The 13,472-nt window shown below is 60.8% G+C and carries 11 protein-coding genes; 3 read left to right on the top strand and 8 right to left on the bottom strand.

Annotation, left to right across the window (positions count from 1 at the left end; translation table 11 throughout):
- The first annotated feature begins 98 nt into the window (after nucleotides 1-98).
- Both ACJ8J5_RS02395 and ACJ8J5_RS02390 read left to right on the top strand, forming a co-directional pair.
- Nucleotides 99-2,471, top strand: coding sequence for a glucose/quinate/shikimate family membrane-bound PQQ-dependent dehydrogenase (locus ACJ8J5_RS02395; RefSeq protein ID WP_025303386.1), 2,373 nt, complete (start codon nucleotides 99-101; stop codon nucleotides 2,469-2,471).
- A 409-nt stretch (nucleotides 2,472-2,880) separates the two neighbouring features.
- Nucleotides 2,881-3,060 (top strand): hypothetical protein, encoded by a 180-nt coding sequence (locus ACJ8J5_RS02390; protein ID WP_019453466.1) that lies wholly within the window; start codon nucleotides 2,881-2,883, stop codon nucleotides 3,058-3,060.
- Between the two features lie 30 nt (nucleotides 3,061-3,090).
- On the opposite strand, the gene ACJ8J5_RS02385 is transcribed toward ACJ8J5_RS02390, so the two are convergent.
- The 3 genes from ACJ8J5_RS02385 to ACJ8J5_RS02375 all read right to left on the bottom strand — a co-directional run bounded on the left by ACJ8J5_RS02385 (nucleotide 3,091) and on the right by ACJ8J5_RS02375 (nucleotide 5,313).
- Nucleotides 3,091-4,524 carry an EmmdR/YeeO family multidrug/toxin efflux MATE transporter gene (locus ACJ8J5_RS02385; protein WP_025303388.1) on the bottom strand — a complete coding sequence of 478 codons (1,434 nt, stop codon included), beginning with the start codon at nucleotides 4,522-4,524 and terminating at the stop codon, nucleotides 3,091-3,093.
- A 113-nt stretch (nucleotides 4,525-4,637) separates the two neighbouring features.
- Nucleotides 4,638-5,036 (bottom strand): type II secretion system pilot lipoprotein GspS, encoded by a 399-nt coding sequence (gene gspS / locus ACJ8J5_RS02380; RefSeq protein WP_414104386.1) that lies wholly within the window; start codon nucleotides 5,034-5,036, stop codon nucleotides 4,638-4,640.
- A 76-nt stretch (nucleotides 5,037-5,112) separates the two neighbouring features.
- Nucleotides 5,113-5,313 carry a hypothetical protein gene (locus ACJ8J5_RS02375; RefSeq protein WP_016927170.1) on the bottom strand — a complete coding sequence of 67 codons (201 nt, stop codon included), beginning with the start codon at nucleotides 5,311-5,313 and terminating at the stop codon, nucleotides 5,113-5,115.
- A gap of 217 nt (nucleotides 5,314-5,530) precedes the next feature.
- On the opposite strand from ACJ8J5_RS02375, the gene ACJ8J5_RS02370 reads away from it, so the two are divergent.
- Nucleotides 5,531-5,965, top strand: a complete 435-nt coding sequence (locus ACJ8J5_RS02370; protein ID WP_414104385.1) for a DoxX family protein — start codon at nucleotides 5,531-5,533, stop codon at nucleotides 5,963-5,965.
- Between the two features lie 57 nt (nucleotides 5,966-6,022).
- Here the strand turns inward: ACJ8J5_RS02370 and ACJ8J5_RS02365 are convergent, their stop codons facing one another.
- The 5 genes from ACJ8J5_RS02365 to ACJ8J5_RS02345 form a co-directional block, all read right to left on the bottom strand.
- Nucleotides 6,023-6,655: a helix-turn-helix domain-containing protein gene (locus ACJ8J5_RS02365; RefSeq protein ID WP_060433484.1), complete on the bottom strand. Its 633-nt coding sequence runs from the start codon at nucleotides 6,653-6,655 to the stop codon at nucleotides 6,023-6,025.
- A 163-nt stretch (nucleotides 6,656-6,818) separates the two neighbouring features.
- Nucleotides 6,819-8,453, bottom strand: a complete 1,635-nt coding sequence (locus ACJ8J5_RS02360; RefSeq protein WP_254599104.1) for a cyclic peptide export ABC transporter — start codon at nucleotides 8,451-8,453, stop codon at nucleotides 6,819-6,821.
- A gap of 11 nt (nucleotides 8,454-8,464) precedes the next feature.
- Nucleotides 8,465-10,450 carry a Fe(3+)-hydroxamate ABC transporter permease FhuB gene (fhuB, locus tag ACJ8J5_RS02355; RefSeq protein WP_414104384.1) on the bottom strand — a complete coding sequence of 662 codons (1,986 nt, stop codon included), beginning with the start codon at nucleotides 10,448-10,450 and terminating at the stop codon, nucleotides 8,465-8,467.
- A complete protein-coding gene (locus ACJ8J5_RS02350) occupies nucleotides 10,443-11,300 on the bottom strand; it encodes an iron-siderophore ABC transporter substrate-binding protein (RefSeq protein WP_173889987.1) in 858 nt (285 codons plus the stop codon). Before ACJ8J5_RS02350 ends, fhuB begins: the two co-directional genes overlap by 8 nt.
- A 3-nt stretch (nucleotides 11,301-11,303) precedes the next feature.
- Complete coding sequence (locus ACJ8J5_RS02345; protein WP_254599105.1) at nucleotides 11,304-13,427, bottom strand: TonB-dependent siderophore receptor; 2,124 nt, start codon at nucleotides 13,425-13,427, stop codon at nucleotides 11,304-11,306.
- Nucleotides 13,428-13,472: the final 45 nt, after the last annotated feature.

Raw genomic sequence — 13,472 nt, 5'->3', positions numbered from 1 at the left:
GCGGCTTCCCGCTGAAATAATAGGGAGAAACCGCGTGTTTTTTCCGATTTGGCTTAATCTCTAAATCGGGGACTTTCATTTTTGGTAAGGGTATTGCTATGCAAAATAAAGCGTCACTATCGCCGCTTATCGTCATAACGGCGCTGTTTGCCGCGCTGAGCGGGCTTTATCTGCTCGGCGGCGGCATCTGGCTGGCCAAGTTGGGCGGTTCGCTGTATTACATCATCGCCGGGCTGGTGCTGCTGGCGACCTCCTGGCTGCTGTTCCGCCGCCGCGCCACCGCGCTGCTGCTGTACGCGGTGTTCCTGCTGGGCACCACTATTTGGGCCCTGTGGGAAGTCGGCCCGGACTTCTGGGCGCTGACGCCGCGCCTGGACGTCACCTTCTTCTTCGGCCTGTGGCTGGTGCTGCCGTTTATCTACCGTAAGCTGGTCGCCAACGGCAAATTCGCCTACGGTGCGCTGAGCGCGGCGCTGGCGATCACCGTCATCGCACTGGCCTATGCCGTATTCAACGATCCGCAAGAGATCAACGGCACCCTTGACGCCGCGCAGGTCCAGCCGAAAGACGCCACCGGCGCCGACTGGCCGGCCTATGGTCGCACCCAGGAAGGCACCCGTTACTCGCCGCTGAGCCAGATCAACGACAAAAACGTTGGCCAGCTGCAAGAAGCCTGGCGTTTCCAGACCGGCGATCTGAAGACCGCCAACGATCCGGGTGAGATCACCAACGAAGTCACGCCGATCAAGATCCGCGATACCCTTTACATGTGTACGCCGCACCAGAAGCTGTTCGCGCTGGATGCCGCCACCGGTAAAGAAAAGTGGAAATTTGATCCGCAGCTGAAGTACAACCCGACCTTCCAGCACATCACCTGCCGCGGCGTGTCTTACCACGAAACCGCTGCAGCCGCGGGCGCCGCCGGCGATGCCGCACCGGCGATGTGCGCACGCCGCATCATTCTGCCGGTCAACGACGGCCGCCTGTTCGCGCTGGACGCCGAAACCGGCAAACCGTGCCCGGACTTCGCCAACAACGGCGAGCTGAACCTGCAGAGCAACATGCCGTATGCGACGCCGGGCCACTACGAGCCGACCTCGCCGCCGGTGATCACCGATAACGTGATCGTCGTTGCCGGTGCCGTGACCGACAACTACTCCAACCGTGAGCCTTCCGGCGTGATCCGCGGCTTCGACATCAACAGCGGCAAGCTGCTGTGGGCCTTCGATCCGGGCGCGAAAGATCCGAACGCCATCCCGGCGGACGAGCACCATTTCGTGCCGAACTCGCCGAACTCTTGGGCGCCGGCCGCCTATGACGCCAAGCTGGATATCGTCTATCTGCCGATGGGCGTCGCCACGCCGGACATCTGGGGCGGCAACCGCACCCCGGAAATGGAGCGCTACGCCAGCGGCCTGCTGGCGCTGAACGCCTCCACCGGCAAACTGGCCTGGTTCTATCAGACGGTCCACCACGACCTGTGGGATATGGACGTGCCGGCGCAGCCGACCCTGGCGGACATTACCGACAAGAGCGGTAAAAAAGTGCCGGTGATCTATGTGCCGACCAAAACCGGCAACATCTTCGTGCTGAACCGCACCAACGGCGAGCTGGTGGTGCCGGCGCCGGAGAAACCTGTACCTCAGGGCCCGGCCAAAGGCGACCGCCTGTCACCGACCCAGCCGTTCTCCGAGCTGACCTTCCGTCCTGAGAAGAAGCTGACCGGTGCGGACATGTGGGGCGCGACCATCTATGACCAGCTGGTCTGCCGCGTGATGTTCCACAGCCTGCGCTATGAAGGCACCTTCACCCCGCCTTCCGAGCAGGGCACGCTGGTGTTCCCGGGTAACCTGGGCATGTTCGAGTGGGGCGGCCTGGCCGTCGATACCGATCGCGAAATCGCCATCGCCAACCCGATCGCGCTGCCGTTCGTCTCCAAACTGATCCCGCGCGGCCCAGGCAACCCGATTGAGCCGCCGGAAGGCGACAAAGGCGGCAGCGGCACCGAGTCCGGCGTACAGCCGCAATATGGCGTGCCGTTCGGCGTTACCCTGAACCCGTTCCTGTCACCGTTCGGCCTGCCGTGCAAACAGCCGGCCTGGGGTTACATTTCCGCCGTGGATCTGAAAACCAACGACATCGTGTGGAAAAAACGCATCGGCACCGTGCGCGACAGCTCACCGCTGCCACTGCCGTTCAAAATGGGCATGCCGATGCTGGGCGGCCCGGTAACCACCGCCGGTAACGTGTTCTTCATCGGCGCCACCGCAGACAACTACCTGCGCGCCTTCAGCGTGACCAACGGTGAAAAACTGTGGGAAGCGCGCTTGCCGGCCGGCGGCCAGGCGACGCCGATGACCTATGAGGTCAATGGCAAGCAGTACGTGCTGATCTACGCCGGCGGCCACGGTTCCTTCGGCACCAAGCTGGGCGACTATGTGATCGCTTACGCCCTGCCCGATCAGAAGTAACCACCGCCGTTAGTGCCTCGCAAAGCACGCCGCAAGGCGTGCTTTTTCTTTTCCCTCCCCGCTGACACCCCTCTCGCAATACCCTTAATTTTTTCACTTTCATTATTGATAATAGTTATCATTCGCAATATTATGAATGCATGGCCCCGGCAGCGGCCTGCAATCCTACTCCAGCTTAATGGTAATACTACGATCAGCCGCCTGCGGGCGGCCTTATTCGGAGGCGCATGGTCGACCATACTCGGAAGCATAGAAAGAAAATTCTGCAAGCGGCGGTGAACACGCGGCGCGCCGGCCTGCCGTTCGCAGCGGATCCCCCTGTCGCCCCGCCCTTTATTGGCTTGGCCCATCAGACGGAGGCGGTGCTGGTGCACCTAGTCGGCCATGATGACGTACAGGAGAAGCATAAATGAACCTGCAACCCTTTACCGCCATGCTGATGTTCGCCTACGTGCTGCTGATGGTGCCGCTGCTCTACGTCATCGACAGCCGACTGAGCGCCAGCAGACTGGTGCGCAAAGCCACGCAAAACGTCATTATTATCGCGTTGACGCTGTTGTTCTTCAGCGCGATGACGCTTTTATACTGAGGCCATCTCGCCGGTGCCCCGCGGCCGACGTTACTCGGCCTCCCGGCGTTTGGCCCGCGGATATTTCCACAGCCAGCGCCCGCTGATCATGCGCCAGTAGAACAAGGCGCCGCGCACCGCCCAATCGAAGAACATCCCCAACCAGACGCCCACCACGCCCATGCCCAGTTCGATACCCAGCACATAGCCAGCCACCACGCGGCAGCCCCACATGCCGAGCATCGTCACCCACATGGCAAAGCGGGCGTCGCGCGCGCCTTTCAGCCCGGCGGGCAACACCCAGGAGGCGGCCCAGATCGGCATAAAGGCGGCGTTGAGCCAAATCAGGGTTTTCACCACCGTTTTCACATCATCTTGCGAGGTATAAAACGCGGCGAATACCCCGGCCAGCGGTGCCGTGCCCCAGGCGATGGCGGTCAGCCCAAGGGTCGATAGCCAGAAAATATGGCGCAGTTGCCGCTCCGCCTGACCGATCTCGCCCTTGCCGAGCCGCCGACCGACGATGATGGTCGAGGCCGATCCCAATGCGTTGCCCGGCAAGTTAATCAACGAAGCGATGGAGAAGGCGATGAAGTTGCCGGCGATAACGTTGGTGCCCATGCCGGCGACGAACATCTGCGTCAACAGCTTGCCGCCGTTGAACAGCACCGATTCGACGCTGGCGGGAATGCCGATCCCCAACACTTCCCACAGGATGCTCATCTTGAGCGGCGTGAAATAACTTTTCAGCGTAATGTGCAGCGCCGGATTAAAGCCGATCGCCAGCACATAGAGGATGGCGATGGCGCCGATATAGCGGGAAATCGTCAGCCCCAGCCCGGCGCCGACAAAGCCCAGCCCGTGCCAGCCGAGCATGCCGTAAATCAGGATGCTGCTGATGATGATATTGAGGATATTCATGCCACCATTGATCAGCAGCGGGATCTTGGTATTACCCGCGCCGCGCAACGCGCCGCTGCCGATCAGCGCAATCGCCGCCGCCGGGTAGCTCCACACCGTGGTCTGCAGGTAAGAGAGCGCCAGCGCTTTCACCTCCGGCGACGCCGCGCCGGCGATCACATCGATGATCGATTCGCCCGCCAGGTGAATGCCCGCCGCCAACAGCACCGCCACGCCGGTCATCAAGACCAGCGACTGACGCGCCGCCGCCCGCGCACGCCGGCGATCGCGCTTGCCGAGGCTGAAGGCCACCACCACGGTGGTGCCGAGATCCACCGCGGCAAAAAAGGCAATGATCACCATGTTGAAGCTGTCCGCCAGCCCCACCCCGGCCATCGCCTCTTTGCCGAGCCAGCTCACCAGAAAGGTGCTCAGCACCCCCATCAGCAAAACGCAGGCATTCTCCAGAAAGATCGGCACCGCCAGCGGCGTGATCTCGCGCCAGAACAGCACGCGGTAGCTTTTCCGTTTGGCGTACCAGGGCGTATTTTCCACGCGCTGACGCAGTGCGGCATACAGATTCAAGGTGGGCTCGATGGATAAAAGTGAAACATCATTTCAAATGATGATCGATAAATCGTTATCCTGCAAAGAATTTTTAGGCGCCCGTAACGAGCGCCCGACAGGCTTACCCAACGCTACTCCATGTAGTCTTCCTGATCGGCCTGCGCCGCCGCGATAAAACGCGCGGTACTGCAGCTGAGCGTGGCGCATTTGTCCGTCAGCAGCTGATTGTCCTGCTGCAGAGTCAGGTAACGCGCCTGGGTGAGCGTCGGCAACTGTCGATACCCTACCGCATGCGTATCCCAGCCGCGATGCTGCGCCGCACGCATCGCGGTGCGTTGCAATTTCACGTCGTCCGGCACGTCGCTGCGCCCGCAGTCCACGCGCAGGAAATGCCCGCCGGCCAGCATCAGAGCGATGTGATCCAATTGCGCCTGCAGCGGCGGCGCCGGTCGATGCGCCGTCTGCTGACAACCCGCAAGCAGCAGCAACGCCACCGCGCCGCAAAGAGACGTGCGAAACAGAGTAGACATGGGCGCTCCCGGAAACCTGTGGGTGATGCAATGATCTTAGGTGAGCGGATGCCGGGCGGCAAGGCGGGCAGCGCGCTTAGCGCCGGCCGCTGCTGACCTTGGTGGCGCGAGCGGGGTTGCCGGCGACGAATTCCAGCGTAGGGGAATAATAAAACGGCAGCCAGGCGTTATAGCCGCTCTCCCACTCCCATTTGACCGGGCAGGGCCACAGCATGTCTTCATGCAGGATGTAATAAATCCACCGCCCGGGCGGACGACGGGGTTTGCGCATTTTCATAGCGAGTACGACGGCCTGATGACGTGCGATAAGGTGAACTGCTGCATTTTACCGCGATTTGGGTCGCGGGGACAGCCTGCGTTGCCGTGTGAAGCGCCCGCTAAATCTCACCCGGTGATTCGGCGTAAAGTCCGCCGTTTTACTGATCCAGAACATCTTTCGCATTCACCTTATTGATATATTGATTGAAAATCATTCCTATTCAGGAGAAAGGGCCATGGTTAAGTCATTGAATGCAGTGTTCGCGCGCCTTTTTGATCGTCCGGACGCCGGCAAGCTGGCACTCAGACTGACCTTTGGCGGACTGATGCTGTTTCACGGCGTGGCGAAAATTCAGCACGGCGTCGGCTGGATTGCCGGTGCGTTGCAGGAACAGGGGCTGCCCGCCTTCATCGCCTACGGCGTGTATGTAGGGGAGATCCTGGCGCCGATACTGATCATTTTGGGACTGTTCACCCGCCCCGCCGCGCTGGTTTACGCCTTTACGCTGGTGGTGGCATTTTTGATGGTGGGCACCGGCAAGGTGTTCAGCGTCACTGACGTCGGCGCCTGGGGCATTGAAAACGAACTGGTGTTCTTTATGGGCGGGCTCGCCATTCTGCTGCTGGGCAGCGGCAAATACACGATCGCGCGTAATGAAGCCTATCGGTAAGCCGCGCATTCCATAAGGAGGTTTTTGGTTTGAACCTCCTCGGTGCGGAAACGGCGTTTAACTCTCGGCCAGGCGGTACACTGGGACCTTGCGCGTCGTGCCGGTCAGAGTGTCGAAGATCTCCGTTTCCGCCGTCACGATCGCCATGCCGGTTTTTCTTAGCCTGCGCACCTCGGCAGCAATGCGCTGAATGCCGAACCAAAACAAGCCATCCAGCGCCGTCACCGGCAACCCTTGCTCCAGCGCCAGCTTAAGCCGCTCACGCGGCGCCTTGAGCGCTTTGGCAATTTCCCGGTAAGGCTGCGCGTCCACGCCCGACGCAGATGTTCGGTGAATACGGGTCGACAGGCCGTATTGGAAAGCCTCCGGCACGCCGCTCAAATCGCTTTTCAGGCTGTAGACACAGCCAAAGCGCTTGCCGTTGAACACCACATTTTTTTGACTGATCGACAACTCATCGCGCAGGCCGGCAATCAGCTGCGGCGCCCGCACCAGCAATAAGCGAAACGGCAATTCGAAACTGGTCACGTAGTCCACGTTGAGCAGCGCAATGCGCAGACGCTCTTCCGCCCCGGCCTGCGTCTCGCGGCACTCGTTCAACACCTCGCTCCACTGGTGCGCGAGCCGCGGAGCCTCATCCAGCGGCGCGAAATGGTATTTCTCGATGTGATAGTCGATTCTTTCGTTCATGTCCGTTGCCCCCGCGTCAGTCATCATTGCCATCAGCAAATTACCTTACCTGCGGGCAACAGTACACTATCACCGCGTTCACTTCGCAGAGGAAAGCCGGGGCGAATCATCAAGCATGAGGGGAAAAAAAACCAAATGTCGTGCTGGGTGAAAGCAATGCGCATCATGACGGCACGCCACGCGTCGATGGGACCACCTGCCCCGATTCCAGCTTGATGATGCGATCCGCCAGGTAGAAATAGCGATCGTCGTGAGTAATCGCGATGACCGTTTTGCCTTCGGCCTTCAGCATCGGCAAGAGTTCAAGGTAAAACACCGCCTTAAACTCCGGATCCTGATCGGCGGCCCACTCATCAAACAGATAAACCGGGCGCTCTTCCAACCACGCCTGCAGTAAAGCCAGCCGTTTTCGCTGCCCCTGAGAGAGCGCGATTGTTGAAAAACGGCCGTGGGCAAAACTGACTTTATGGCTCAACTTCAGCAGGCGCAGCAGATGTTCGACCTGCTTTTGCGTGCGCTCAGTGACGAACGCCACATCGTCAAAAAGAAAGAAGTCGTTGAACACCACCGAAAAATGCCGACGGTATATTTCCAGAAGATCGTCGCTGACCGGCTCGCCGTTAAGCAAAATCGCGCCGTTATCAGGCGGGTAAATTCCCACCAGTAGATTCGCCAACGTCGTCTTGCCGCTGCCGTTGCCACCGACGATAAAAATGAGTTCACCGGGCGCAATGTACATATTCAGCGGGCCAAGGGTGAAATGCTCCCCTTCTTCGTTCTGATATTGGTAACGGACATTATCCAACGCCAACGAAGCAAAAGGGGGAGGCGTAAAATGGCGCTGTGGAACTTCGGGCCTGAGTTGCGCGCGCAGCGACTGTACCCGCTGCATGGCCACCCGCGCGCCGGCCAGGGTGGGCAGCGCGGATAACAGCCCTTCGACCGGCACAATCATATACAGAAACACCATGATATAGCCGGTAAGCGCCCGTTCGTCCAAAGCCAGTCCGTCGCGCAAGCTGAACAACACCAGGCCGATGAAAGCGAAAAACAGCGCGCTTCCCCAGCTGCTCGCCAAACCGTACAACACGTAACCGCGGGTTCTCTCCCGGCGAACCGCGTCAATATTTTGCGCCAGTTCACCGCTGACGAATTGACGGCGGCGCACCGTGTTAAGCCGAAACTCCCTCGCACCGTCAAACAATTTTTTGCATTGCTGAATCAGCGTATCTTCCCGCTGACGCGATCGGCGCAACAAACGCATCGCGGGGCCGTGCGCGGCGCGGTAGCCCAGGCTGCCGCAGACAATCACCGCCAATGCCAGCGCCAGTACGCTCAATGACAGGCTGCCAAGGTAAATCAGGCAGCCAACGATAACGGCGCCGAAAATCAGCAGATTGGGCAGGTTGACGAAAAACACCACCAGCGTATCGAGATCCTGTGTCAGCACGGACAGCGTTCTTGCCATCCCCGCTTTCTCCAACAGCAGCCAGCGCGTTTCGCTGACGTCTTGCACCAGCTCGCTGCGCAAGCGCGCCTTCACCTTTTGTCCCAGCGCCATAAACGTGGTTTGAGAAACCACGCGCGTCGCCAGCATCAACAGCGTCAGTGACGCAAAATCGCCTCCCGGACTCAGCCATGACGCCTCATTGGATTGCGTCAGACCATGATTGATCATCGCCAGCAAAGAGGCATTGCACAGCCCGCTGACGACACCGGCGACCACGGCGAGCAGTAGCCAACCGCGCACCATACGAAACAACATCATTAATACCGACATGCCGAATTCCTTGCTCATACTCACACTTTTTATGGTTTTGACCGAGATGTCTTATTACGAATTAACGGCCATACCAGCAGAGGGACACCGATCAGCGACGCCACCAAACCGACCGGCAGCTGGCGCGGGTAGAGCGCATTGCGCCCCAGCCAGTCGGCAACGGTCATGATGGCGGATGACAACAGCGCGGCGGTGTAGAGCTGCATCAGCGGCCCTTTCGCGCCCATCTTGCGCGCCAGATGCGGCCCCAGCAGGCCGATGAAAGACACCGGGCCGACCAGCAACGTCGCCAGCCCGGTCATGACGGCCGCCATAGCCAGCACGCTGAAACGTGCGCGCGGCAAGGGCACACCGAGCGCGCCGGCGACGTTGCCCATCGGCAACAGCACCAGCCAGCGGCGGAACAGCGGCATCAGCGCCAGGAGAACCAGCGTGATGACAAACACGCCTTCGGCCAACGACGCGCCGACGTAATAGGTACTGCCCGTCATCAGCGGCAACAACACCGCACTTGCGGCAAGATTGTTGAGCATCACGATGCTGACCGCGGCCTGGCATAGCGCATTCAGCGCCAAACCATTGAGCAATACCCGCTGCGGATTAAAGTCGCTTCGACGGCTGTTCCACAACGTCAGCAACAGGCTTATCAACGCGCCCCCCAGGCTACTCGCCAACAGCCAGCCACTGCCGCCAGCGGGAAGCAAAAACACAAAGGCCGTAACGCCCATGGCCGCGCCACCGCCGATACCCAGCACTTCCGGGCTGGCGAGCGGGTTCCCGCTCACCCGCTGCATCAACACGCCGGCCCCCGCCAGCAGCGCACCGGCGCTCATCGCCGCCAGCAGTCGTGGCAACCGCAATGGCAGCAGGTTCGCCAGCTCCCCTCTTTCCGCCCAGTGCCAATGCTGCAATCCATGGCCGAAACATAAAGAGACCACGATCCCCGCAGACAGAATGCCGGCCGACAACCAGATGAACCGTTGTTGATGCGAGGTCTGCGACACCGGCAACGGCGGCGCAAGATCGATGCTTTGCTGCCGTGCAAAACGCGCCAGCAGCATCAGCAACGGGCCGCCGGTAAGGGCGGTCAGCATGCCGACGGGCAGCAGCTGGCCGCTTTCCAGCGACACGCGAGAGACGCAAAGATCGGTCAGCCACAGGAGGCCCGCACCGATGAGCGCCGTATGCAACACCATTTGCCGGGATGTTCGCGCGCCGCCAAAGCGCGCCAGATGAGGCGCTGCGAGCCCCAAAAAACCGATGACGCCGACGGCGTTAATGATGAGGGCGCTCATGGTCAGCGCCAGCAGCACCGCGGCGGCGCGGATGCGCATCGGCGAGGCGCCGAGGCTGCTGACCACGGTTTCCGGCAGTTGCAGCAGTTCAAGCGGGCGTAGCAAGAACAACAGGCCCACTACGCAGACGGCGAGCCACGGCAACATCCGCAGCAGAATTTGCCCGTCTTCCACCGCCAGCGAACCGCCTCCCCACATCAGCACCTGAAGTAAAAAGCGATCGTTGATAATGGCGATCAGCAAGGTCAGCGCCCCGCACCACAAATTGATCATGATGCCCGCCTGCACCATCGCCAGCGGTGACATACGCTGACGCCAGCTGAGCGCCAGCACGCACGCCAGCGCCGCAATCTCACCGGCAATCACCACGGCGGTGCGCGCGCCGACCAGCAGCGACGGCAACCACAACGACGCCAGCCCCATCGCCAACGTCGCCCCGGCGGTCATGCCGAGCGTCATCGGCTCCGCCAACGGATTGCGCAGCGCACGCTGCATTAACCAGCCGCACAGCCCCAGCGTCGCGCCCCCCACCATCGCCATACCCTGACGCGGCAACCACATGCTATGCAGGATAATGGCCGCAGGATCGAGGTTATGATCGGAGAACAACGCGACAATGCCGCCCTGCCGATGAATATCGGCCAGCGCCAACGGCAACGACGTCAGCCACAACGCGGCGATTACCCCCCAGGAAAGACGGCGGGAAAAAGATTCATGCATCACGCCACCTCATCATCATCCCGGTAAAAATATCGGCAAAGCGCCCAGCGGTAATCAGGGCGCCGGCATCGCTGATGTTTTCTTCTATCAGGTTCAGGTTGCGCGCAGAGGTCAGCGGCAGACGTTGCCACAGCGGGCTTTGGCGCCATTGAGACACCGACTCCCGCTGATCGTCAGGCGTCAACAGCATCAGCCGCGCATTCAGATCGGCGATGCGGGTCAGTTCCACCAGCACGCTGCCTTCGGCTCCCGCGCCGCCCTGCCATCCGTTGCGCAGACCGCAGGCGACCAATACGTCGCCGGGAAGGCTGCCTGCGGTGTATACCCGCAGGTGCAGCGCATCTACCGGGGCGGCGAACAGCACCGGACGTTCAACCTGCCGCGCCAGCAGCGAGGCGCGGCTCAGCTTGTCGTTCAGGCTGGCCAATATCTGCGCGGCCTGAGGCTGCCGCTGAAGCCGTTCGCCCAATTGCCGGGCGGCGCTGATGAATCCCGCCAGCCCATGAGTCGGCAGCGCGATCGTCGGCGCGATGCGTTCCAGCGCCGGCTTCAGCAACGCATGCTGCGGCGTGATGACAATCGCGTCCGGACGCAGCGCGTACAGCGTCTCCAGATTGGGCTGAAACAGCAGGCCGAGATCCAACACCGACGCAGGCAGCGCAGGCGTCGGGATCAGCTTGCGATACCAATCCGGCGCCGAAACGCCCGCCGGAGTCACCCCCAGCGCCAACAGAATTTCCGTCAGCCCCCAATCCAACACGGCCAGCTTTTGCGGTGGCCGGCCGGCGTCGGCCCGCGCGTAAAGCGGGGCCAACAGGATAGCGGTCAACAACCTGCGTCGCGACAGCATCAGTCACCACTTATAGCTGAGGGTCGCGATGTACTGGCGTTTCAGCGCATACTCGCAGCCGTTGTCTGAGCAGGAAGCCAGGTAGGTTTTGTTGCCGAGATTGGCGGCATTGAGCGCCAGCTGCCATTGGCGCCACTGATAGCCGACGCGCGCATCGTAGACCGTGGCCGCCGGCACCTTCAGGCCGTTGTCCGAGGTGGCGTAGCTGGTACCGACATAGCGCACGCCGCCGCCCAGCGTCACGCCGTCAAGCGCGCCGTCGAAGGCGTACTGACTCCAGAGCTTGGCGGTATTGCGCGCAATGCCCACCGGACGCTTGCCCTGCGTATCGTCGTTGGCGCTCAGCACTTTCGGATCGGTCAGGTTGTACGACGCCAACACCGACCACGCCGGCGTGATGTTGATGCGGCCATCAAGCTCAACCCCGCGCGAGCGCACTTCGCCGGTCTGCACGCTGAAGTTCGGGTGATCGGGATCGGCGGTCGCCACGTTGGTTTCCCGCAGGTCGTACAACGCCAGGGTAAACAAGGCATCCAGCCCGACCGGATCGTATTTCAACCCCACTTCCGTCTGCTTGCCTTCGGTCGGTTTAAAGGCGTGGCCGTAAAAGTCATTGCTGCTGCTCGGCACAAACGACGTGGAATAGCTGATGTAAGGCGCCAATCCGTTATCGAAGTGGTACAACAGCCCGGCGCGCCCGGTCGTCGCGTAGTCGCTGCGCTCAGTGCGAGCGTCGTTCAGCAGGTCGATACTTTTGGTTTTCGCCGCGTCGTAACGTCCGGCAAGGTTCAGGATCCAGCCTCCCAGTTCGAGTTGATCCTGGAGATAGAGCCCGGTTTGATCGAGCGTATTGTGCGTACTGCTGTCGAACGGCGGTGTGACCACCGGCACGCTATAGTCCGGGTTGAGGAAATTAATCGGGCTGGCGTCGCCGTAGCCCGACTGGCTGCGCACCGAGGTATGCATGCGATCAATCCCGGTCAGCAACGTATGTTTCACCCGACCGGTATCAAAGTGGAATTCAGCCTGGTTATCCACCGCGAAGTTGGTCATGCTCTCCTTCAGGTTCATCGAATAGCGATCGATGAGCGGCGCATCCGCATGCACACCCCATGGATAGACCATCAGATAGTCGCCGGTGCTGCTGAGGTAACGCAGATTCTGGCGGAAAGTCACCGTATCGTTGAAATCGTGCCGGAACTGGTAACCGATGCTGCCCTGCTTGCGTTCGTACTTGTCGAAGCCCGGCTGGCCGCCGTAAAAACGGGTCGAGATGTGGCCGTACGGGTTAGGCGTCAAGGTGCCGGAAAGCGGCATCTGGTTGTAGAATCCGCTGTCCGGATCTTTGCGCAGCTGCGAAATAATCGTCAGGCTGGTGTGCGCATCCGGCTGCCACGTCAGCGACGGCGCGATGTCATAATGCTGATAGCGGGTGTGGTCGACCTGGGTTTCGGTATCAAAAAAGGTCCCCGCCACGCGCCCCAACAGCGTGCCGTTATCGTTCAGTGGCCCGGTGGCATCGACGCCGGTGCCAAACTGGTTTTCGTTGCCCGCGCTGACATACACCTCACCGGACGGGGTCGCCTGCGGCGTTTTGCTGACCAGGTTGACGATCCCGCCGGGATTCGCCTGGCCATACAGTACCGAGGAAGGGCCTTTGACCACTTCGATACGCGACAGCAGGAACGGATCCCACGCCGGACGGCTCCACCACGCTTCGCGCGGCAGCCGCAGACCATCAAGGTATTCGTCGGCTTCAAAACCGCGCACGATGATGGTATCGAAACGGGTATCCGGCCCGGCGCTCTCCGAGTTGACGCCGGAAACATAGCGCAGCGCCTGCGGGACGTTTTTCGCCGCCTGCGCATCAATCTCCGCTTGCGTCACCACCGAGATGCTTTGTGAAGTGCGGCTAATCGGCTGGTTTGACTTCGTCGCGGAGGCGGCGCCGTGCGCCACCAGCGAGCTCTCGTCATCCTGATCCTGAGACGCCGCCGCGCTCACCACCAGAGTCTCTTCTTTTGTGGTATTCTGCCCGCTATCCGCGGTAAACGCTTGCCCGCTATAGCCTGCGATTATCGTATATACCAGCACTTTCAACGGTTTTTCCCTGAAAAATTTGCCCATCTGTCTCATCGCCTTTCCGACTGTTAGTAGAATTTGATGGAAATG

This window comes from Serratia sp. CY43202 (assembly GCF_052168755.1).
In the GTDB taxonomy this organism is placed as follows: Bacteria; Pseudomonadota; Gammaproteobacteria; order Enterobacterales; family Enterobacteriaceae; genus Serratia; species Serratia bockelmannii.
This window is presented reverse-complemented; position numbering and strand designations above follow the sequence as displayed.